Source organism: Mycobacterium sp. URHD0025 (assembly GCF_000426065.1).
In the GTDB taxonomy this organism is placed as follows: domain Bacteria; phylum Actinomycetota; class Actinomycetes; order Mycobacteriales; family Mycobacteriaceae; genus Mycobacterium.
Map to the genome: position 1 here is coordinate 242,186 of NZ_AUEQ01000001.1, position 22,342 is coordinate 264,527.

Genomic DNA, 22,342 nt, shown 5'->3' on the forward strand with positions numbered 1-22,342 from the left:
TCTATACATAAGTCGGGAGGCGGGTACCTGTTGAGCATCGATGTGGAACCGCTGTCCGACCGCAGGGACAACAGCGTGTTCGTCGACACCGTACTGCCCTGCATCGAGCAGATCCGGGGTCGCGCACAACGGCTGACCACCAGTAGGTACGACGCGGACGACCTGATGCAGGAGACACTGCTCAAAGCCTTCAGCGGCTTTCACACCTTCGAGCCGGGCTCCAATGCCCGGGCCTGGCTGTTCCGGATCATGTACAACAACTGGGTCAACATGTACCGCACGCGCCAGCGCGGGGTGAGCGAGCAACTGTGCGAAGACTTCACGGATTGGCAGTTGTCAGCCGAGGCGCGCCACACCTCGGTCGGCCTTCGCTCGGCAGAAGTGGAAGCACTCGAAGCGATGCGCGACGACGAGATCGCCGACGCCCTTCGGGCGATTCCCGCCGTCAACCGGGTGACGGTGTACCTCGCCGACGTGGAGGGCTACCCGTACCGCGAAATAGCTTCTCTCATGGGAACTCCCATCGGCACCGTGATGTCGCGGCTGGCCCGTGGCCGAAAGCGCCTGCGGGAGTTGCTCAATGATGTGGCAAGGGATCGAGGTCTCGTGCGTGCCCCAGCAGGCGGTCCAAATCCTCGACCGTGATCGACCCGGTAGCCAATGCCAGTTCCCGAACGTCGCCCCTGCCGTCCAGAACGGCCGTCACGACCTCACTGGCACGGCGATAACCCAGGAGTGGAATCAGTGCGGTGACGATGCCGGCATTACGCGCTGTGACTGCCCGCAGGTGTTCCCGGTTGACCTCGATACCGTCAACGCAATGAGTGCGTAGCGTATCGAAAGCCCGTCGCATCCAGCCGATCGACTGCAGCAGACCGTGACAGATCACCGGCTCGAACGCGTTGAGCTGAAGCTGCCCCGCTTCAGCGGCCATGGTGACGGTGACGTCGGTGCCGATCACCGCGAACGCGACCTGGTTGACCATCTCCGGGATCACCGGGTTGACCTTTCCCGGCATAAGGCTGGATCCGGCTTGCCTTGTCGGCAAACGCAATTCGCCCAGGCCGGCCTGAGGCCCCGACCCCAGTAGCCGCAAGTCATTGCAGATCTTGGATACCTTGACCGCAGTGCGTTTGAGCACTCCGGAGAGATTGAGAAACGAGCCGGTATCCGAAGTGGCCTCCACGAGGTCGGTCGCTGTCTTCACCGGCACACCGCTGATCAACCGCAGATGACGGACCACGGCTTCCGGGTAGCCGGGTACGCTCGCGATGCCCGTTCCGATGGCTGTTGCTCCCAAGTTGGTCTCACAGAGCAGCTCCCGCGCATCGGCGATCCGCGCGAGCTCCTCGGCCAGGGTCGATCGCCAGGCGCCGAATTCCTGCCCCACGGTCATCGGTACGGCGTCCTGCAATTGCGTCCGCCCGATCTTCGAGACGCCGGCGAACTCGGCGGCCTTGGCGCCGAATGCGTCTGACAATTCCTCGACCGCCGCAGACAGCCCATCGAGCTCCGTCACCAGAGCCAGTTTGACTGCCGTCGGATAGACATCGTTGGTCGATTGCCCCCGGTTGACATGATCATTGGGGTGCAGATGGTCGTAACTGCCCAGCGGAAATCCGAGCAGTTCCAGCGCCCGGTTGGCGATGACCTCATTGGCGTTCATGTTCGTCGAGGTGCCGGCCCCACCTTGCACCACGTCGACGACGAACTCATCGTCGAGGCACCCGTCGATGACGTCCTGGCAAGCGCGGTCGATGGCGTCCGCCCGTTCGGAGTCGAGCACCCCGAGGTCGAGGTTCGCGCGTGCGGCCGCCTGCTTGACCGCTCCCAACGCCGCGATCAGCGGCCGGTGGATCGCCAGCGTGATGCCGCTGACCTGAAAATTCTCGACGGCGCGGGCCGTATGCACGCCCCAGTACGCTGTGGCCGGAATACTGCGCGCCCCCAGGAGATCGTGCTCTGTCCGCACGTCGGATTTCATCGATGTGGCCGTACGTCGAATAGATCGAGCGCGGTCCAGGCCAGCGCGACGGCACCGTCATTGATCGCGCGCTCGGCTTGCCGTCCGACGCAGTGGTCGGCGAATTCCCGCTGATGGTTCAATGCCGGCAGCGAACCGATCCCGATGTAGGGGTGGATCGCTGGGACAACCTGCGAGACGTTGCCCATGTCCGTGGATGCACGGTTCATCCGGCTGGCCTGTTCGTCGGAGGCGAAGCTGCGGCCCAGCGCCTCGGCGTTGCGTCGGTAGGCCGCCAAAGCTTTTTCATCAGTGCGGAACTCGGCGTATGGCTTGCTTTCCGGACGCACCGACAGTTCGCATCCGCTGGCCAGTGCTCCTGCTTCGAAACAGCGCCATACCCGCGGCTCCAGGTCGGCGAGTTCGGCCAGAGATTCGGCTCGGACATACCATCTGCCGCGGGTCCGCTCGGGTATCGCATTGGGTGCCTCCCCGCCGTCGGTCATCACGCCGTGCACCCGCACAGTCGCTGGGAGCTGCTGACGCAGCAGGCCGAGCGCAACCTGCGCAATAGTGAAGGCATCGGCGGCATTACGGCCATGTTCGGGATAGGCGGCGGCATGCGCGGCCTTGCCGGTGAAGGTGATCTCGGAGTGCGAGACGGCGAATGGTTGCGCCTCTGCCACATCGACCGGCGCCGGGTGGGCCATCATGACCAGGTCGAGGCCGCGAAACGCGCCGCGCTCCAACATCTCGATCTTGCCGCCGCCGCCCTCCTCGGCCGGGGTACCGAACACCTCCACCGTCAGCCCCACCTCGTGGGCAACGCGGGCCAGCCCCAGTGCGGCACCGACCGATATGGCCGCAATCAGATTATGCCCGCAGGCATGGCCGAGCCCCGGTAAGGCGTCGTACTCCGCGCACAGTCCTACGCGCACCGGCCCGTTGCCGTACCGGGCATGGAAGGCAGTGTCCAAGCCCAAGTAGGGCGCCGTCACCTCGAATCCGTCTTCGGCCAGCCGCCCGCTCACCCACGCGGCGGCTTGATGTTCGGTCCAGGCTGTCTCAGGATGGGCATGCAACTTTTCCGACAGCGCGACCAGCGACGGAAACGCTTCCTCCACTGCGGATTTCGCCAGGCCCCTGTGGTCATTCGTCACCCGGAACTCCGTATGACGGCGCCAGGTCAGGTCTGCGGGCCCGCAGTGTGTAGTCCTCCGCTTGGGGTTGCCACACCTGCCAGATCTCCTCGAGCCGGGAAATCGGGTCATCGGCCCAATCCACCCGCAGGTCGGTCAGTGGCCATTCGGCATCGGCGACCACCAGCAAGCCGCAGGAATGCACGGGCCCCTCCTCGCCTCCGGCCTCCTCGCCGGCGCGGAGCCCGGCAAGCAGCCGGTCGGCGAGGTGACGCTCCGGGTCGGCTACGAATGCCTCGACCATCGCCTGAGGTACCTTCTCCGAGTTCAGCAGATTGCCGGCGGCGACCGCGTCGACCCCAGTAGCGACGATGTAGGTACCCAATGTGCGTACGCCGGAATGGGATGCGACGGCACCAGTCGCGTCGACGACGGTGAGCTGGCGGTACTCCGGGTACGCCGCATGGGCCACTACGTGGTCCATCGCGGCCTGCGCCGCCAGGCCGTCCGCAAGTCGGTCCAACAGCTTCGGGCCGAGCGTGGGGTCGGTGACATTCTGAGTGCAGGCCACTCCCACACCGGATCGCGCCCACACGCATCGGGACGCCACGGAGGGACTCGACGAGGTGACCACCGCACCGAACATCCCGGTACGGGCGCATCGGCCGGCCAGCGAGAACGTCACGGAATCACCGCCGTCGCAGTCACTTCGACCACCCATTCCGGGCGTGCCAGTGCGTCCACCACCAGGCCGGTCGAGGCATAGAAGACGCCCTTGAGGCGCTCACCGAGGACCCGGTAGACGTCTTCGCGGTAGCGCACGTCGGTCAGATAGACGTCGCACGAGACGATGTGCTCGAGTGACGCACCCGCCTCCGCGAGCAGCAGCTCGATGTTGTCGACCGTCTTGTGCGCCTGTCCGGCCGGATCACCCACCGCCACGCATTCGCGAGTGTCGAGATCCTGGGCCACTTGGCCGCGCAGGTAGACGGTGTTCCCAGCCACCACGGCTTGACAGAGGTCGTTGGACAGGTTCTGTTCGGGGTAGGTGTCGGCGGTGTTGAACGGCCGGATTCGGCGATGTCCGCCCGCCACAATGGATTCTGTCATCGGTTTCTCCCGTCGATTGTTTTGATGCCTGCCGATTGACACATGAGTTCAGTGGCCGGTTCGAAGTCATAGTTGTTGTAGACCGCGAGCAGGTGCGAGAAGGGCGGAGACTGCGCAAACAGCTGGAAGGTCAGCCGATGGTTGGCGTAGTCGGAGTTGAGCAAGTCGCGCCCGTAGGCCAATAGCCTGCGACGTTCTTCGGCCTCGACGTCCCCGACCGCGAAGTACTTCGCCAGCCAGCCTGCCGTCTCCTCGTTTGCGAAGGTGGCCGCACTCGGGGTCAGACTGATCTGACAGCCGGCGAGATCACGAACCAGATGCACGATCCTCGGCAGGTTGCTGCACGCGAAAACCCGACCCGAATACATCGTCGCCTGATGCGGCATGAGCAGGCCGCTCGGGCTGGGCTCAGCGAGTTCGATTGCAGCGGTGAGGAATGCGTTGATCCCCTCGCGGTAGGCCGCCACTTCCGCAATCTTCTCTCGCACGCCCTGGTGCATCTTGACGCCCGTCTGCCGTGCACTGGCGTGCGCGAAGCCCAGGAGCAGATCCGCCCAACGCAGGTGACGCTGCACAAACGGGAAGATGCTGTACCGGTGCAACGTGGCGCGGATAAAGCTGGCCGCCTCCGTGTGTCGGTAGAAAAACACGTCGTCCCAAGGGATTTCCACATCGTCGAAGACGATCATGGTATCGATCTCGTCCACCCGATTGGTGAGCGGGTAGTCCTCCGCCGATCGCATCCCCCGGAATCCGGACCGGCAGATGTGTTTGATGTTCGGATGCCCCATGTCGGCGAGAAAGCCGACGGCGTACTCCGAGTGGGTCTGGCTGTTCCAGTCACCGATGGTCGGCTTGACAAAGGCCTGGTTGGAGTATGCTGCTGCGGTCTCGAATTTCGCTCCGCGCACTACGATTCCACGATCGTTCTCGCTCACGACACGCAGCAGGACGTCCGGATCCTGTTCCTGCGGCCACTTCGACCGGTCGCCCTTGGGGTCGGTGTTCGCCGACACGTGGAACGGATCGGTCAGCGTGGCATTTCTGACGTGCCGGACGATGTTCTCGGAGAACGCCGGGTTGATCTTGTTCAGCACATCCTGGCCATCGGCCAGCGACCACATCTCCCCGACGGTTTCGTCCCCCACGCGAGTTACGACCCCGCCGGCATGGTCGAGGATCGTGTCGACGCCTCGCCGCTTGGCGTGCCAATCCTCCTTGGTCAACGGCGGTTTGGATCCGATCGCGCAGACCTCGCCGCTCTGGTCGTCGACGTATGTCATGGTGTCCCTGGTCAACTCGTCATGACCGAGATCGTAGATGCGGGCGCGGATGTCGATGATCGGCTGGAACGCGGGATGCGTGGTCACGTCGTCGACGCGTTCCCCGTCGATCCAGACATTGCGTCCGTCACGGATCGATTCCCGGTAATCCTCTCCGGTTCTGATCATTGCTGTTCCTTCTCTTCGTGAGCGCCGCTCAGGCGCCGATGGTGGGTCCGATGGCCGGTTGGGTACCGCGGGCAGCGCGGATGCGGTAGGCGAGCAGGATCACCCCGAAAGCGATGAGGCTCAACAACAACTGCGACCGGGTCTCCTCGATCACCGCCATGAGTCCGAGGACGACGACCATCCAGGCAATCGAGAACCAGGACAGATACGGGAAGCACCACATCTTCATGCGCAGCGCGCCGCGATCGGTGGCTTCGAGCCGACGCCGTAAACGGATTTCCGCACCGACGAGGATGATGTAGTAGATGAGCTGAATCGCCCCTGATGAATTGATCAGGAAGATGAAGACCTGTTCAGGGAAGAAGTAGTTCGCGACCACGGCGGCGTAGCCCATCGACGTGCCGGCCAGGATGGCTCGCACCGGCACTCCCCGACTGTTGATCTTGACCAACGACTTGGGGGCGTCCCCTTTTTCGGCCAGCGCGAACAACATTCGCGAGGTGATGTAGAGACAAGAGTTCAATGAACTGAGCACAGCGGTGAGGACGATGGCTTCCATCACCACCGACATGCCGGGGATACCGATGTGTTCGAGCACCACGGCAAATGGGCTCCGGATACTTTCGCCGGTGAACGGGGTATCCCACGGCACCGCCGCGACGATCAACAGGATCGAGAGCACGTAGAAGACGAAAACCCGGGCCATCACCTGTTTGGTCGCCTTGGCCGCGTACTCGACAGGCTTCTTGGATTCGGCTGCCGCAATGGTGGCGATCTCGGCGCCACCCATCGAGAACAGCACCGTCACGCTGCCCACGAGCGCCGCCACGACGCCGTACGGGAACATGCCCCCGTGAGAGAAGAGATTGGTCAGTCCCGGACTTTCCGGCTTGCCCACCAATCCGAGCAGGAACAGTCCGGTGACGCAGACGAAGAAGATGATCGCGATGACTTTGATGGAGGCGAACCAGAACTCGGCCTCGCCATAGGCCTTGACCGAAAGCAGGTTGATCGCCGTCAGCACGAGCACCAGGCCGAGACACAACAGCCATGCGGGCACTCCCGGTAGGTAGTTGGCCAGGATCCCCGCTCCGGCCACCGCCTCGATCGCCGCGACGACCACCCAGAAGTACCAATACAGCCAGCCGACGCTGAACCCCGCCCAGTTGCCCAGCCCATCGCGGGAGAAATTGGCCACCGAACCGGATGACGGCCGTGCCACCGCCATTTCACCGATCGCGCGGATGACCAGGATCATCAGCACGCCGGACAGTGCGTAACTCAACACCGCAGCAGGCCCGGTCCGGTTGATCACCGCGCCGCTCCCGACGAACAGCCCGGCCCCGATGATCCCGCCCAGCGCGATCATCACGATGTGCCGGTTCTCCAGGCTGCGCCGCAGTCCGCTCTGCGACGATGCGCCCTCGTCTGCGTCGGGCACTGAGGCCGGCGCCGTCGACTGTGTCGACTGTGGCGCCGCTCCGCCGTGCTGGTTCATGGGAACTCCTGCCATCTGGACCACTTGTCCGTCTGACTATGACGCCAGTCACCTACCATGAACAGTCGAACTATTTGAAGCTAGTGATCGGTTTTACTGATGCCAGATGCCACACTCCGGCAGCTCGAGTACTTCATCGCAGCTGTCGAGGAGGGTTCGGTCACCGCAGCAGCACAGCGCTTGCACCTGTCGCAATCGGCGCTGTCGATGGCACTCGGCGAGCTGGAGCGCGCCCTCGGCGTGCAAGTGCTTGTTCGGCATCGCCGCGGCGTGCGGCCGACGAGGATCGGGGAACAGGTACTGGTAGACGCACGCCGGCTCCTGGTCGATCTCGTAGACCTGCAGACCTCCGCGCGCGAGAGTCAGTTCGGACTGACCGGAAAGCTGATGGTGGGCTGCTACAGCACCCTTTCCCCGATGGTGCTGCCGCCGGTCCTCAGCGAGTACGTTGTGCGGTTCCCCAGAGTGGACCTCACCTTCACCGAGGGCCCACACGACGTTCTGATCGAGAATCTGCGCAACGGAACCCTGGATCTGGCGTTGCTCTACGACTACGGCTCGGATCTGTCGGCTCACCGCGATGACCTGGAGACCGAAACAGTTGTTGCCGCACCGCCGTACGTGTTACTGGCCGAAGATCATCCGCTGGGCGAGCAGGACGCCGTGGCACTGCGACAACTGGTCGATCAGCCGATGATCCTGTTCAGCCTCCCTCCCGGAGGAGACTACTTCCTGTCCTTGTTCAAGTCCGAAGGCCTGGAGCCACGAGTTCGATACCGCGCCACGAATTTTGAACTCGTCCGCTCACTCGTCGCTCGCCGCCTCGGCTACTCCATCCTCAGCCAGCGCACCAGGATCTCGATGAGCTACGAGGGCCGCCGATTCATCACGCGGCCACTGCAAGGCGACCATCCAGGACTTGCGATCAATGCCGTGACGCCCGCGGGCACCAAGCTCACCCGCCCGGCTGCCGCGTTCATCGAAACATTCCGGGCGGTGAACTGAGTGACCGACGTTCGGCAATCAAACTAAGCCGCCGTGCCGTTGCGCGACGGCGATTCCAGATAGCCTCGGGCGACTGCCATTTCGACCAGCCGGGAACGCAGCGCGCGTCGCCCCCGATGCAACCGCGACATCACTGTCCCCACCGGAATCTGCAGGATGTCGGCAATCTCCTTGTACCGGAACCCCGCAACGTCGGCGTAGTACACGACGACGCCCTGCGACTCCGGCAATGCCCGCATGGCCTCGCGCACGTCGTCGTCACCCATCGACTCGAGGGCCGCCAGTTCCGCCGAGACCACGCCGAGCGGGAATCGCTGCGCCACCTCCGCCAGCTGCACGTCCGAGAGTTCGTCGGCGAAGACCTCCTGCGGGCGGCGCTGCGCCGTGCGATACGTGTTGATCCAGGTGTTGGTCAGAATCCGGTACAGCCAGGCGCGGATGTTCGAGCCGTCGCGGTAGGTGTGAAAGCTGCTGTAGGCCTTGACCATTGTCTCCTGAACGAGGTCTTCGGCGTCGGCCGCATTGCGCGTGTAGCGACGCGCGGCCGCATAGAGCTGGTCCACCAACGGCAGTGCATCGCGCTCGAATCGTTCCGCGCGATCGTCAACGCTCACGTGCATATCTGTGCTCATCGGCTCGGCCCCCGCTCCTGCCACTGCTCATCTCGGCCTCAGACACTTCGCCACTCGAAGCTATCTGGCGACGCACCCCACCCCCAGGGGGATTACCCCCAGGTTCGGCGCGGTTTTCCACACCACACCGGGCGCGCCGCACTGTCATGTAGGCAGCATGACACCTCAACCCAAGTTGAGGTCAAACGATTTTCCGGCACCAAACTCTTTGCGCCTGTTGCCGTTCAGCATCTCGATATTGACCACACGACAGACGGCCATGACTCCGAATGGTGCGGCGGGGTTGCTCCCGCGACCGGAGCGTGCCGGCCTTCACCCCATGAACCGACGCAGATCATGGGCAATACGCCAGGAAACTGGGCCGTTCCCGCCCTAGGCTCATCGGTTATGAATCGACTCGATCGCTTCTTCGAGATCTCGACCCGTGGCTCGACGGTCTCCTCCGAGATCCGCGGAGGCGTGGTCACCTTCATCGCGATGGCCTACATCATCGTGCTGAACCCGGTCGTGCTCTCCGGTTCCGCGGATGTCGCGGGCAACAAGCTCGAGTTCGCACAAGTCTCTGCCACCACATGTCTGGCGGCAGGCGTGATGACCATCCTGTTCGGGATCATCGCCCGGTTGCCGTTCGCGTTCGCCGCGGGGCTGGGCATCAACTCATTTCTCGCCACCACGGTGGTGGGCACGGTCACCTGGCCCGAGGCGATGGGCCTGGTGGTGATCGACGGCCTCATCATCGTCGCCCTGGCGGCCAGCGGATTCCGTCGCCTGGTTTTCGACGCGGTTCCCATGCAGCTCAAACTCGCGATCACCGCGGGCATCGGATTGTTCATTCTCTTCATCGGTCTGGTCGACGCCGGATTCGTCGGCTCGACCGGCCTGCCGTCGCCCCCGGTCGGTCTCGGCACGGGCGGCGTCGGCTCGATCAACACCGTGCCGACCGTGGTCTTCGTATTCACGTTGTTGGTCACCGGCGTGCTGGTGGCCCGCAAAGTCCGCGGCGGCATCCTGATCGGCCTGGTCACCGGCACCGTGGTGGCCGTGATCGTCGAGGCGATCTGGCACCTCGGATCCGCCCAGGAAAAGTCCGGCGGTTGGGGCCTGTCGGTGCCGACGCTGTCGGGTTCACCTTTCGCACTGCCCGATCTGTCCCTGGTCGGCGAGGTCAGCCTCGGCAGCTTCAGCCGGATCGGCGCGCTCGCCGCGATCATGCTGGTCTTCACGTTGGTGTTCGCCAACTTCTTCGACGCCATGGGCACGATGACCGGGCTGTCCCGGGAAGCGGGGTTGTCCGATTCCCAGGGCAACTTCCCGCGGCTGAAGTCAGCGTTGATCGTCGAGGGCGCCGGTGCCGTCGTCGGCGGATCCTCGTCGGCGTCGTCGAACACCGTCTTCATCGAATCGGGCGCCGGTATCGAGGAAGGGTCGCGCACGGGGTTCGCCAACCTCATCACCGGCGCGCTGTTCCTGGCGGCCATGTTCGTGGCCCCGCTGGCCTCGATCGTGCCGACCGAAGTGGCGGCCGCGGCCCTGGTGATCGTCGGCGCCATGATGGTGTCGCAGTTGCGCCACATCGACCTGTCGGAGTTCTCGGTGGCCCTGCCCGTGGTGCTCACCGTGGCGACCATGGCGTTCAGCTATTCGATCGCGAACGGGATCGGTGTCGGCTTCGTGGCGTGGGCGGTACTGCGGTCGGCGGCAGGTAAAGCTCGCGAGGTCAGCCCCCTGCTGTGGATTGTGGCGGCCGGCTTCATCCTGTACTTCGCCCGCGGCTGGATCGAGTCGCTCATCGGCATGTGAGGGCCGGTAGCCTTCTGGGGCATGGGGACGAATGTGCCGATGAGCCGCTTGCGCGAAGAGAGAAAGCAGCGATGAGCCGCTTGCGCGAAGAGAGACAACAGTGAGCGCTGGCCTTTTCGGTTTGCTCGACGACATCGCCGCGCTGGCACGGCTGGCGGCGGCATCGATCGATGACATCGGCGCGGCGACCGGCAAGGCAACGGCCAAAGCCGCAGGCGTCGTGATCGATGACACCGCGGTGACACCGCAGTACGTCCACGGCATCACCGCCGACCGCGAGCTACCGGTCATCAAACGCATCGCGATCGGCTCCCTGCGCAACAAGATCCTGTTCATCCTGCCCGCGGCGTTGCTGCTCAGTCAGTTCGCCCCGTTCTTGCTGACGCCGATCCTGATGGTGGGTGCGACCTACCTCTGTTTCGAGGGCGCCGAGAAGGTGTGGGGACGGTTCCTCGGCCACGACGGGCACGGCGCGCCCGACCAGCCGACTACGACGGTGGGCGGCGACACCGAGAAATACATGATCACCGGCGCCATCCGCACCGACTTCATCCTCTCGGCCGAGATCATGGTGATCGCGCTGAACGAGGTGGCCGATCAGTCTTTCTGGCCACGTCTGATCATCCTGGTGATCGTCGCGCTCGTGATCACCGCGGCGGTCTACGGCGTGGTGGCCGGCATCGTGAAGATGGACGACATCGGCCTGCTGCTCACCCAGCGCTCGTCTCGGGCGGCGCAGAAGATCGGCCGCGGCTTGGTCGCCGGGATGCCCAAGCTGCTCACGGCGCTTTCGACGATCGGCACGGTCGCGATGCTCTGGGTCGGTGGACACATTCTACTGGTCGGTACCGACACATTGGGCTGGCACACGCTGTATGGCCTGGTCCACCATGCTGAGGAGGCCGTACGCCACGCGGTGGGCACCACGTTCGGCGGATTGCTGGCCTGGCTGACCAACACCGCCGCGTCGGCCGTCATCGGTTTGGTGGTCGGCACAGTGGTGGTGGGGATCGTCCAAGTGCTGCCATTCGGCAAGAAGGACGAGCACGAAGCCTCTGCGTGAGGCTTCGCTGCACACCGACTTCTGTTGCAAGGCTTGAAGACTCACCGTACGAGCGGCCCTCAAGCCGACACCGGGGGCGCGCGCCCGCTGCCGCAGATCCGAATCTGCTTGCGTCGGAAAATACCCCGGGGCAAATTCTTGTTAGGTCCAATCCGTTTCGACGTGCCATACTGGACGCGGACGCGTTTCGTACGTCCAGTTTGAACAATGAGAGAAGCAAAAATATGGCACAGGGAACTGTGAAATGGTTCAACGGCGAAAAGGGCTTCGGCTTCATCGCCCCTGATGGCGGCGCACCCGACGTCTTCGTCCACTACTCCGAGATCACCGGCGGTGGTTTCCGGTCGCTCGAAGAGAACCAGCGCGTCGAGTTCGAGATCACCCAGGGAGCCAAGGGCCCCCAGGCAGTAGGAGTTACTGCGGTCTAAACCGCTCTAAAACCTGAAAATGGGCTGGTACGGATTTATTTCCGTACCAGCCCATTTTGGTGTTTCACACAGATGCTTCGGTCGGGTCTTGTAGGCGTCCCAACCAGCGCGCAGATTCGAGCTGAGCAACGCGCAGCACACGGTCTGCGGTCTCGTAAGCGGAGGTACGACGCTCCGTGTCCTCTACGGCCATCGCAGCGGCACAACGCATCACCAGCGAGCCGAGCGATACCGACGTCCTGCACGGCACGACAAGCAGTTTCACGGATTCCAGTCTGCCCACCACCATCATCAGACGAGGCCGACTCAGCTTGATTCCGGTCGGCCCACGAGTTCCCGTCACAATCGAGTCCAGGTCGAGCTGCCCCTGTGCGGCGGACCAGTTGACGCGGATGTCAACCACTTCGCCCAGCGCCGGATGTAGGACCTCGACGAGTTCGGGCAGTTCGCTCGCCACCGAAGCGGTGTGCGGCCACCAGGCGCCGTCGATATCAGAGCCCAACTGCCGGGCGAGGGTCAGCCGGACAGGACTGGCCAGCCGCCGTGCCCCGGTGAGGCCATTCACGACGACTGCGCATCTGAACGACGAGGCTGCGACGAAGACCGGTCGGAGAAAATCAGCTCCGGAGTCGGCTCCGTCGAGCCGTCGACATCCGGCATGGGTTCTTGCTGCTCAGGATGTGAAAAAAGTTCGGACGATTCCATGAGAGTGCCCTTGAGAGGTGCGGGACTACCGCACATGTAATGGGAACCGGGCGATGGTTAATCCCCGGCTGACGGACTACCAATGCGTCCGGCCTATCACAAATCTACACCCGATGAACGCTGACCCGACGTCGAGCACCTGGAAGACGGTTGCGCGTCAGCGGGCCCGCACCGCGGGAAGGATCAATGTGTCGATGACTTCGCGGATGAATTTCGCGTCGAGACTCTGTCCGCTGACCACCCGCATCAGGCCCATCCCGGTCATCACATCGGCGATCAGTGACCAGTCCCGGTCGGCCGGCACTTCGCCACGGGCGGCAGCCTGCTGCAGGATCGCCGTCATCACCCGTCTGCCCTTGAGCAGCATCAGATCGTCGAGGGCCGACGCGAGGTGCGGATCGTGGGTGGACTCGACGGCGACCTGCAGCACAAGGGCGTACGAGAACGGCTCATCATCGATACGCTCTGCACGGCGCACGATCTCGTCGAAATCACCTTCCAGACTGCCGGTGTCGGGCGCATCCTCGTCCATCAGATCGGGCCGCCAGTACACGAGCGCATCGGTGATCAATGCCGCCTTCGACGACCAGCGACGGTAGATGGCCGCCTTGCCGACGCCGGCTCGCGCGGCGATGTCGTTCATGTTGGTGTTGACATAGCCGTTCTCGGACAACGCCGCCAACGCCGCGTTGAGGATGGCCGCATCACGGGACCGGTCCAGGCGACCGTCGGTGCGCCGGCGCAGCTTTGACTCTGCATCCGGCGGATTGTCCCGGCCGCTCATCACTTTCACGCCGTCGTCGTCGGGATGGGCGCGGTGCTGTCGTCGCCCTCGCCGGCCTTCTTGCGTTCGCGCTCGAGACGGCCCTGCCTGGTGATCTCAAAGGTGTTGAGCGGCCACCAGAACCAGCGCCCCAGCGCCGCGGCGATCGACGGCGTCATGAAAGCCCGCACAATCAACGTGTCGACGACCAGGCCGATCCCGATCGTCATACCGAGCTGGCCGACCACCCGCAGGTCCGACACGATCATCGACATCATGGTGAAGGCGAACACCAGCCCAGCCGCGGTGACCACCCGTCCGGTGGCGCCGATTCCGCGGATGATGCCGGTGTTGAGTCCCGCGTGTATCTCTTCTTTGAAGCGTGAGACCACCAGAAGGTTGTAATCCGAACCCACTGCCAGCAGGATCACCATCGACAGTGGGATGACGATCCACTGCACGCCCAGGCCGAGGATGTCCTGCCACAGCAGCACCGACAAACCACACGCGGTGCCCAGGGATGCGGCCACGGTGCCGACGATCACCATGGCGGCCACCACACTGCGCGTGATCAACAACATGATCGCGAAAATCAGGATCATCGCGGCGATGACCACGATCATCAGGTCGGTTTTGACGCCGTTCTGCATATCGCTGTAAAGCGACGCCGTGCCGGCGAGCGAAACCTTCGCGTTGGACAACGGGGTGCCCTTGAGTGCGTCTGCGACAACACCTTTGAGATCTTGGACATGTGCGATGCCGTCCACCGAGGCGGGGTCCCCCTGGTGGGTGACGATCATTCTGACCGCCTTGCCATCGGGCGACATGAACATCTTGACCGCACGGTTGAAGTCCGGGTTTTCGAACACATCCGGCGGCAGGTAGAACATGTCGTCGTTCTTGGCCTGATCGAAGTACAGGCCGATCTCGGTGGCGCCCTTGGCCGCTTCCTGCTGCGCCGCCTGGGTGCCGGCCTGGGTGCTGTGGGTCGCGATCATGAAGTCGCGCATCCTCTTCATCGAGTCGATGGTCGACCGCAACTCCGGCAGCATCTGCGGCATCAACTGGTCCATGCGGTCCATGTCGGTGGTGAGCGTCTGCATCTTGTCGGTGAGCGTGTCGATGCCGTCCAGAGTGTCGAAGATGGACCGCATCGACTGGCAGACCGGGATGTCGAAGCAGTGCGGCTCCCAGTACAGGTAGTTGCGCAGCGGCCGGAAGAAATCGTCGAAATTGGCCAGATTGTCGCGCATCTCCTTGGTGGCATCCACCATCTCGTGAGTGTTGCCCACCATGCTGTGTGTGGTGGCGGTGAGCTCGGTCATGAGGGTGTACATGCGTTCCATGCTGGCGACGGTTTTGCTCAGCTCATCGGCCTGTTCGAGCATCTGAGCCGAGCTGTCGTTGTTGAACTTCGCGGTCTGCAGTGTGCTGGCGTTGTTCGCGCCGAGCAGGAACGGGATGGAGCTGTGCTCGATCGGCGAGCCCAGCGGGCGGGTGATGGTCTGCACCCGTTCGATACCCCGCATGTGAGCGACGTTCTTGGCAACCTTTTCGATGACGAGCATGTCCGAGGGCGTACGCAAGTCGTGATCGGCCTCGAGCATCAGCAGTTCGGGGTTCATCCGGGCCTGGGAGAAGTGGCGGTCCGCGACACCCATGGCCTGGTTCGCAGGCATATCGGCGGGGGTGAACTTCTGGTCGTTGTATTGCGGCACATAGGTCATCAGCGCGACGAAGCCGATGACAGCGATCACACAGGTCACGAAGACGATCGGGATGGGCCAGCGAACCACCGAGGTACCGACCTTGCGCCAACCCGGCGACGCGATCTTGTGTTTGGGGTCGAGCAGGCCGAACTTCGACGCCACCGTCAGGACCGCAGGCGCCAGCGTCAGGGCCGCAATGATGATCACCAGAACGGCGATCGCGCAGGGCAGACCCATGGTCTGGAAGTAGGGCAGCGTGGTCATGGTCAGGCACAGACACGCACCGACGATGGTCAATCCGGAACCCAGGATGACGTGCGATACGCCGCTGTAGGCGATATAGAAGGCGTCTTCCCGATCCACGCCTTTCGATCTCTCCTCGTGATATCGGCCGAGGAGGAAGATCACATAGTCGGTTCCGGCCGCCAGGGACAGCATGGTCACCATGCTCACCGCGTACGGGGTGAGACCGATGATGTTCACGTGTCCCGCACCGGCGGTGATGCCCTGTGCGGCAAAGAGTTCCAGGCCGATGATGACCATCGACACGAGCATCGTGACTATGGAGCGGTAGATGGCCAGCAGCATGACGATGATGACGCCGACCGACACCAACTCCATGGTCGCCATGCTCTGATGCCCGGCCACCTGGGTGTCGGCATTGAGCACGCTGTTTCCGGCGACGTGGGCCTGGATACCCGGCGGTGCGGGTACCGAGGCCACGATGTCACGCACGGCGGCCACCGATGCGTAACTCTTACTGGTGCCCTGGTCTCCGGCGAGGAAGATCTGCACATAGGCGGACTTCCCGTCCACACTCTGAGATCCCGCCGCCGTCATCGGATCGCTCCAGAAGTCCTGGACGTTCTGGACGTGCTCTGGATCGGCCTTCAGTTTGGCAACGATCTCGTCGTAGTACTTGTGCGCCTCCGCACCGACCGGCTCATCGCTTTCCAGAACGACCATCGCCGTGGAGTCAGAGTCGTACTGCTGAAACACCTTGCCGATGTTCAGCATCGCTTGATACGACGGCGCATTCGTGGGACTCAGCGGCACCGACCGGGATGCCGCGACCTCGTCGAGTGACGGAACGAGTGCACCGAGTGCGACCACCACCAGCACCCAGAAGAGGATGATCGGCAGCGAGAAGATCCGGACCATGTGACCGATGAACGGTCGATGGGGCTTCGAGTGAGTGCTCATACGGATTTCACCAAGCAGTAGATGAACGGTTTGAACGTGTCGGTGCTCGCCCGGTCGTCACGCACCTCGTCGTCGACGGTCACCCGGCAGCCAAGGCCACTGACATCGCGATCACCCTGGGCCATGATGTTGGCCGACATGGACGGCAGTGTCGTCACGATGGTGAACGACCAAGGCAGCGGGGCGTTTTCGATGAGATTGGGCTGACCGTTCTCGTCGAGATAGTTGATGTTCACGGTTCCCCCGGACCCGGTGACCTCGTACTTGATGTGCTTGGGGTTGAAGTTCTCGGTAATTCCGGAGCCCTCGGCCAAATTCGGTTCGTGACGGTCAGAGCCGCGAATTCGAAGGATCGCGTATGCGCCCAACGCGACGACGACCACCAAAAGCAGCGGTATCCACGCCTTCTTGAGCAACTTGAACACCGTTGCGCCTCCCCGATTGTGACACTCGAAAATTTACCCAGACGGAACTCAAGTTCCGTCTAAGAGGATGCTGGGTACTGTACCCGAGCCGGCTTGTTGCGACGACCGGTACCTATCCGGCCAGGAACCGTTCGAGGCCGGCGATCACGATGTCGAGGTTGAATTCGAAGTCCTCGGCGGCGGTCGCCGCGACGCCGCGGTCGGCCACCACACCGCTGAGCAGTGGAAAATCACTGGGCGGAAGGTCTTCCAAAGCACGCACCACCTCGGGCGTCTGATGGTGCAACCGAGACTCCGCCGAGCCCAGCACATCGTGGGCGGCCGACATCGCCAGCCCCGACACCAGGGTGAGCACCCGCCCGGCGTCGTCGGTGCCGAATCCGCCTGCGGTCAGGGCCCGCAGGACCTGCTCGGCCAGGGCGAGGCTGGCCGCCCCGCTCGTCCCGCGCAACCGGAAACTCGTCGTCGTCACACCGAGCTTGAGCACGCCCTGGCGGATGGCGCTGCCGTAGGCCCGCAGAACCTCTTGCCAGCTCGCGTTTTCGGGCAACTCGAGCGAACGCAGCTCGGTGTCGAACAGATCGGCCACCACCAACTCCAGCAGGCCGTCACGGTCACCGACGTAGTAGTGCAGCGTCGTGCGGTCGACCCCGAGAGCGTCGGCCACCGCCTGCATCGTCAACGCGCCCGGCGCGATCGCGCGCGCCGCGGCGACGATCTGCTTCTGATCGATGCGCGGGGGGCGTCCACGCCCCCGGCGCGGCGCGTTTCCGGTGGTCACACGCGCAACTCTAGTTGCTGAGACCGTCGCCGTCGGGCCGCTCTTCCTTTTTTCTCACGGTCGTGGAAAACTGCGCGAAACCGAGAAAGGGAGCCGCTGCGGTGTCACACACTTCGCCATACCGGGTTGTCCAATGGACGACGGGAAACGTCGGGAAAAGTTCCGTGGCGGCCATCGCCCGAAACCCCACGCTGGAATTGGTCGGCTGCTATGCCTGGTCGCCGGACAAGGCCGGCAAGGATGTGGGAGAACTCGTCGGTCTCGAGCCGCTCGGCGTCGCCGCCACCAATGACGTGCAGGCGCTCCTGGCCCTCAAGCCGGACGTTGTCGTGTACAACCCGATGTGGATCGACGTCGACGAACTCGTCGAAATCCTTTCCGCCGGAGTCAACGTCGTCGCGACCGCGTCATTCATCACCGGTCACAACCAGGGCGAGGGCCGCGCACGCATCGCCGAGGCGTGCCGCAAGGGTGGCTCCACCATGTTCGGATCGGGCATCAGCCCCGGCTACGTGAACCAGTTGGCGGTCGTGGCGGCCGGCATCTGCGATCGGGTGGACAAGATCACCGTCAACGAAGCCGCCGACACCACGTTCTACGATTCGCCCGAAACCGAGAAGCCGGTCGGGTTCGGCCAGCCCATCGATCATCCGGACCTGCAGGCCATGACCGCGCACGGCACCGGAGTGTTCGGCGAGGCAGTCCGGATGATCGGTGACGCGCTCGGTATCGAGTTCGACGAGGTGCGCTGCGACGCCGAATACGCCCAGACCACAGAGGATCTCGATCTCGGCTCATGGACCATCCCGGCCGGCTGCGTGGCCGGGGTGTTCGTCAGCTGGAAAGGCATCATCGGTGACACCACTCGGGTGGAGCTCACTTTGCGGTGGCGCAAAGGCCAGACACTGCAACCGGATTGGCAGATCGATCAGGACGGCTGGGTGATCGAGGTGGCCGGCCGTCCGACCGTGACGATGAAGGTCGGCTTCCTGCCGCCGCCGGACTTCGAGGCCACCACCCTGGAGGAGTTCATGGTGCTGGGCCACATCATGACCGCCACTCCCCCGATCAACGCGATTCCCGCGGTGATCAACGCCGCACCCGGCATCGTCACCTACAACGATCTCCCGCTGATCCTGCCGCGCGGAGTGGTGCCGACGGGCTAGAAGGCACTCCTCGATCCGATCGGCGTTCCTGTGGCTGCGCTCAGCCACCACACCTCGGGCTACACAATGTAATGGTCATCGACAGATCGCTGACACTTTGCAGCCCCCGAAGGCGTGCTCCACACCACAGGATTGGTCCGTCCGTCGACGCAACCGACGGCATCGATCAACGACGATTGAGGAGACCCAACCGTGGATTCGTTGCGCGCCAACCCCATTGCGCCAGAAATGCAGGATCAGCAGGCCGGGGTTGTGGTACCCGGTCGGCTGCTGGACGCCAATGCGCTCAACGATCTGATGGGCGACGCGGTCGCGGTGAACCTGGACTGGGCCGGCGCCGGAAACGGCCGGCTGAACTTCGCACTCGCCGCGCTCGACCCGGTTCCGTTGCGCCGGATGCTGCCCGCGCTGCAGAGCATGGACCTCGAAGTCCTCGAGGAGCAGGCCGGGACCTGGACCAGACCGGACGGGCGGGTCTGCCACATCTATCACCTGCTGTTGCAGCCCGGTCCCGACGTGATCGCCGCCCTGGCCCAGCCCCAGGACGACACCGCCGACCGCATCCGCGAGACATTTCAGGCGATATGGACGGGGCGGGCCGACTCCGACGGGTTCAACGCGCTGATCCTGCGGGCCTCGTTGAATTGGCGCCAGGTCACGGTGTTGCGCAGCTACAGCCGCTACCTGCGGCAGCTGCCATTGCCCTACGGCCAGACGCGCATCCAACGGGTCCTGCTGGACAATCCGGCGGCCGCCCGCGCACTGCTCGATCTGTTCGAGGCCCGGTTCGACCGCACCGAGCAACCCGCTGACAGCCCCCATCGCGTCGCCCGTATCACCGAGGCCGAGCAGCGAGTCGCCGCCGAGATCGATCACGTGCTGCACATCGACGCCGACCGGATTCTGCGCTCGTACCACAACCTGATCAATGCCACCCTGCGCACCAACGCATTCGCGCCCGATGCCCTCACGGTCTGGGCGCCCTATCTGGTTCACAAGCTCGACGCGCAATCCATCGACGAGCTGCCGCAGCCCCGTCCGCTTTCCGAAATCTTCGTGTACTCACCACAATTCGAAGGCCTGCATCTCCGCTTCGGGCTGGTGGCCCGCGGCGGGCTGCGCTGGTCGGACCGCCACGACGACTACCGCACCGAAGTCCTGGGACTGGTGAAAGCACAGGCGGTCAAGAACGCGATGATCGTGCCCGTCGGCGCCAAGGGCGTGTTCGTCGTCAAGGCCCGGCCCGCGGCGGGCGAATCTCCCCGCGTGCAGGGTCTGCGGAGCTACCGGCAGTTCATCGCCGCGCTGCTCGATGTCGTGGACAAGACCGCCCCTTCGAGTTCCGATGATCGGCCCCGCTTCGGCGGCGTGGTGTGCCACGACGGACCCGACCCCTACCTGGTGGTGGCCGCGGACAAAGGCACGGCCACATTCTCGGATTCCGCCAACGCGGTGGCACTCGACCGGGGCTACTGGATGGGTGACGCGTTCGCTTCCGGAGGGTCTGCGGGTTACGACCACAAGGCGATGGGCATCACCGCCCGCGGCGCCTGGGTCAGCGGCGACACCCACCTCGCCGAACTGGGCATCGATTCCGACTCCGACGAGTTCTCCGCCGTCGGCATCGGCGACATGAGCGGGGATGTCTTCGGCAATGGAATGCTGCTGCGTCCCGGCCTGCGACTGGTGGCCGCATTCGACCACCGGCACATCTTCGTCGACCCGCAGCCTGACACTGTGCCGGCCCGAAGGGAGCGGCAACGGCTGTTCGAGCTACCGCAGTCGTCGTGGGACGACTACGACCGTTCCTCGATCAGCCGGGGCGGGGGCGTGTGGCCCCGAACCGCGAAAACCATTGCCATCACGCCGGAGATGCGCACCGCACTCGGCATCGACGACCACGAGACCCGGCTGACTCCCACCGAGCTGATCAGCCGCATCCTGTGCGCTCCCGTGGACGTGTTGTTCAACGGCGGAATCGGCACCTACATCAAGGCGGCCGACGAGCAGCACTCCGACATCGCCGACAAGGTGAACGATCCGGTGCGGGTGAACGCCGAGGAGGTCCTGGCCCGGGTGATCGTGGAGGGCGGCAATCTCGGGTTGTCCCAACGCGCCCGCATCGCCTATGCCCGCCGGGGCGGCTTGGTGAACACCGACGCCATCGACAACGCCGCTGGAGTGGACTGCTCGGACCACGAGGTCAACATCAAGATCCTGCTGGACTCGGCCGCGCGCTCCGGCCTGATCACCGGCAACGCGCGCAATCGATTGCTGGTCGACATGACCGACGAGGTGGCACAACTCGTCCTGGCCAACAACCAGTCGCACAACCGTCTGCTCGCCGACGCCCGCTCCAACGCCGCCCAGATGGTCGATGTGCACGCACGGATGACGACCGATCTCGAGGCCCGACGCGGGTTGCACCGTGTTCGCGAGAACATGCCCAGCACGGGGGAATTCGCCGAGCTGGCCAAGGATGGTCGCGGCCTCACCGCTCCACAGTTGGCGACCCTGATGGCACACGTCAAACTCGACCTGAAGGCGGAACTGCTCGACTGTGAGAGCTTCGACGATCCGTATTTCGCTGCGCTGTTGACCCGTTACTTCCCGCCGACGTTGCGGCGCCGCCTCGGCGAGCCGCTGCCCGAACACCCGCTGCGCCGGGAGATCATCGCCACCTCGATCGTCAACCGGGTCCTCGCGACCTCGGGGCTGACCTTCGCGTTCCGCCTGGCCGAGGAAACCGGTGCCACCGCAACCGATATCGTCCGGGCTCACGCCGTGGTGTCCGAGGCATTCGACCTGGACACCCTGTGGGATGACATCTACGCCGCCGATCTCTCGCCCGCGTTGACCAACGGCATGATCATCGAGGGGCGCCGACTGCTCGACCGGGCTGCCCGTTGGTTCGTGCTCAACCGGCCGCATCCTCTCGATGTCGACATGGAGATCATGCGGTTCAGCAATCAAGTGGCGAAGTTGCGGGGACAGCTGGGATCGATGCTGCGTGGGCAGGAACTGGAAACCGTCACCGGGGCCCACGACGACATGGTCGCGCGTAGTGTGCCGAGCAACATCGCCGGACGGGTCAGCGAATCCCTCTACGCGTTCAGCCTTCTGGACATCATCGAGGCGGCTCACGTTCACGATGAGGACGCCGGCCGGCTCGCGAACATCTACTTCGAGTTGTCCGACCGGCTCGGGGTCGACCGGTTGCTGTTGGCCGTCTCCTCACTACCGCGAGGTGGCCGCTGGCATGCGCTGGCCAGGCTCGCACTGCGCGAGGATCTGTACCGATCGTTGCGCGATCTCACGATCGACGTGACCAAGTTCGGCACCGATGACGAAGCGGCCTGCAGCGTGAGCGACTTCGAGGCCTACAACCGGCCGCGGCTGGACCGGGCCAAGCGCACATTGGGCGAGTTCCTGGACACCGACGAGCCTGACTTGGCGGCGTTGTCGGTGGCCACCGCACAGCTGCGCCGACTGCATCGATGA

General features: G+C 64.1%; 19 protein-coding genes. 7 read left to right on the forward strand and 12 right to left on the reverse strand.

Features of this window, described 5'->3' with window-relative positions; all coding sequences use genetic code 11:
- Positions 1-30: 30 nt before the first annotated feature.
- Complete coding sequence (locus tag H977_RS0101125; RefSeq protein ID WP_029106140.1) at positions 31-645, forward strand: sigma-70 family RNA polymerase sigma factor; 615 nt, start codon at positions 31-33, stop codon at positions 643-645.
- Here the strand turns inward: H977_RS0101125 and H977_RS32205 are convergent.
- From H977_RS32205 to H977_RS0101155, 6 genes are read right to left on the reverse strand one after another with little or no spacing between them, the layout of a single operon-like run.
- Complete coding sequence (locus tag H977_RS32205; RefSeq protein ID WP_051288504.1) at positions 578-1,984, reverse strand: aspartate ammonia-lyase; 1,407 nt, start codon at positions 1,982-1,984, stop codon at positions 578-580. The genes H977_RS0101125 and H977_RS32205 overlap by 68 nt on opposite strands.
- Positions 1,981-3,123, reverse strand: a complete 1,143-nt coding sequence (locus tag H977_RS32210) for a M20 family metallopeptidase (RefSeq protein WP_036474750.1) — start codon at positions 3,121-3,123, stop codon at positions 1,981-1,983. Before H977_RS32210 ends, H977_RS32205 begins: the two co-directional genes overlap by 4 nt.
- Positions 3,113-3,787: a DUF1028 domain-containing protein gene (locus H977_RS0101140; protein ID WP_029106141.1), complete on the reverse strand. Its 675-nt coding sequence runs from the start codon at positions 3,785-3,787 to the stop codon at positions 3,113-3,115. Before H977_RS0101140 ends, H977_RS32210 begins: the two co-directional genes overlap by 11 nt.
- Entirely contained in the window at positions 3,784-4,212 is a 429-nt protein-coding gene (locus H977_RS0101145) for a RidA family protein (protein WP_029106142.1), read from the reverse strand. The genes H977_RS0101140 and H977_RS0101145 overlap by 4 nt, the downstream gene beginning before the upstream one ends.
- Positions 4,209-5,663, reverse strand: a complete 1,455-nt coding sequence (locus tag H977_RS0101150; RefSeq protein ID WP_029106143.1) for a 4-hydroxyphenylacetate 3-hydroxylase family protein — start codon at positions 5,661-5,663, stop codon at positions 4,209-4,211. The genes H977_RS0101145 and H977_RS0101150 overlap by 4 nt, the downstream gene beginning before the upstream one ends.
- Before the next feature lie 28 nt (positions 5,664-5,691).
- Complete coding sequence (locus tag H977_RS0101155) at positions 5,692-7,161, reverse strand: amino acid permease (RefSeq protein WP_081681563.1); 1,470 nt, start codon at positions 7,159-7,161, stop codon at positions 5,692-5,694.
- A gap of 99 nt (positions 7,162-7,260) precedes the next feature.
- Here H977_RS0101155 and H977_RS0101160 point away from each other — a divergent pair, with 99 nt between their 5' ends.
- Positions 7,261-8,166 carry a LysR family transcriptional regulator gene (locus H977_RS0101160; protein ID WP_029106145.1) on the forward strand — a complete coding sequence of 302 codons (906 nt, stop codon included), beginning with the start codon at positions 7,261-7,263 and terminating at the stop codon, positions 8,164-8,166.
- Between the two features lie 23 nt (positions 8,167-8,189).
- Here the strand turns inward: H977_RS0101160 and H977_RS0101165 are convergent, their stop codons facing one another.
- Positions 8,190-8,786, reverse strand: coding sequence for a sigma-70 family RNA polymerase sigma factor (locus H977_RS0101165; RefSeq protein WP_029106146.1), 597 nt, complete (start codon positions 8,784-8,786; stop codon positions 8,190-8,192).
- Positions 8,787-9,185: 399 nt separating this feature from the next.
- On the opposite strand from H977_RS0101165, the gene H977_RS0101170 reads away from it, so the two are divergent.
- From H977_RS0101170 to H977_RS0101180, 3 genes are all read left to right on the forward strand, one after another.
- A complete protein-coding gene (locus H977_RS0101170; RefSeq protein WP_029106147.1) occupies positions 9,186-10,598 on the forward strand; it encodes an NCS2 family permease in 1,413 nt (470 codons plus the stop codon).
- A 100-nt stretch (positions 10,599-10,698) separates the two neighbouring features.
- Positions 10,699-11,661, forward strand: a complete 963-nt coding sequence (locus tag H977_RS0101175) for a DUF808 domain-containing protein (protein ID WP_029106148.1) — start codon at positions 10,699-10,701, stop codon at positions 11,659-11,661.
- Positions 11,662-11,885: 224 nt separating this feature from the next.
- Entirely contained in the window at positions 11,886-12,089 is a 204-nt protein-coding gene (locus tag H977_RS0101180; protein WP_029106149.1) for a cold-shock protein, read from the forward strand.
- Positions 12,090-12,153: 64 nt separating this feature from the next.
- Here the strand turns inward: H977_RS0101180 and H977_RS0101185 are convergent, their stop codons facing one another.
- From H977_RS0101185 to H977_RS0101205, 5 genes are all read right to left on the reverse strand, one after another.
- Positions 12,154-12,654, reverse strand: coding sequence for a DUF5994 family protein (locus H977_RS0101185; protein WP_029106150.1), 501 nt, complete (start codon positions 12,652-12,654; stop codon positions 12,154-12,156).
- A gap of 297 nt (positions 12,655-12,951) precedes the next feature.
- The gene (locus tag H977_RS0101190; protein WP_029106151.1) at positions 12,952-13,578 is read right to left on the reverse strand and encodes a TetR/AcrR family transcriptional regulator; all 627 of its coding nucleotides are present in this window, start codon (positions 13,576-13,578) and stop codon (positions 12,952-12,954) included.
- A gap of 5 nt (positions 13,579-13,583) precedes the next feature.
- Positions 13,584-16,469 carry an MMPL/RND family transporter gene (locus H977_RS32215; RefSeq protein WP_051288508.1) on the reverse strand — a complete coding sequence of 962 codons (2,886 nt, stop codon included), beginning with the start codon at positions 16,467-16,469 and terminating at the stop codon, positions 13,584-13,586.
- A complete protein-coding gene (locus H977_RS0101200) occupies positions 16,466-16,885 on the reverse strand; it encodes an MmpS family transport accessory protein (RefSeq protein ID WP_502691127.1) in 420 nt (139 codons plus the stop codon). Before H977_RS0101200 ends, H977_RS32215 begins: the two co-directional genes overlap by 4 nt.
- Positions 16,886-17,006: 121 nt before the next feature.
- Entirely contained in the window at positions 17,007-17,675 is a 669-nt protein-coding gene (locus tag H977_RS0101205; protein ID WP_029106153.1) for a TetR/AcrR family transcriptional regulator C-terminal domain-containing protein, read from the reverse strand.
- A 101-nt stretch (positions 17,676-17,776) separates the two neighbouring features.
- On the opposite strand from H977_RS0101205, the gene H977_RS0101210 reads away from it, so the two are divergent.
- On the forward strand, positions 17,777-18,841 hold the full coding sequence (locus tag H977_RS0101210) for an NAD(P)H-dependent amine dehydrogenase family protein (RefSeq protein ID WP_029106154.1): 1,065 nt from the start codon (positions 17,777-17,779) through the stop codon (positions 18,839-18,841).
- A 228-nt stretch (positions 18,842-19,069) separates the two neighbouring features.
- A complete protein-coding gene (locus H977_RS0101215; protein WP_051288509.1) occupies positions 19,070-22,342 on the forward strand; it encodes an NAD-glutamate dehydrogenase domain-containing protein in 3,273 nt (1,090 codons plus the stop codon).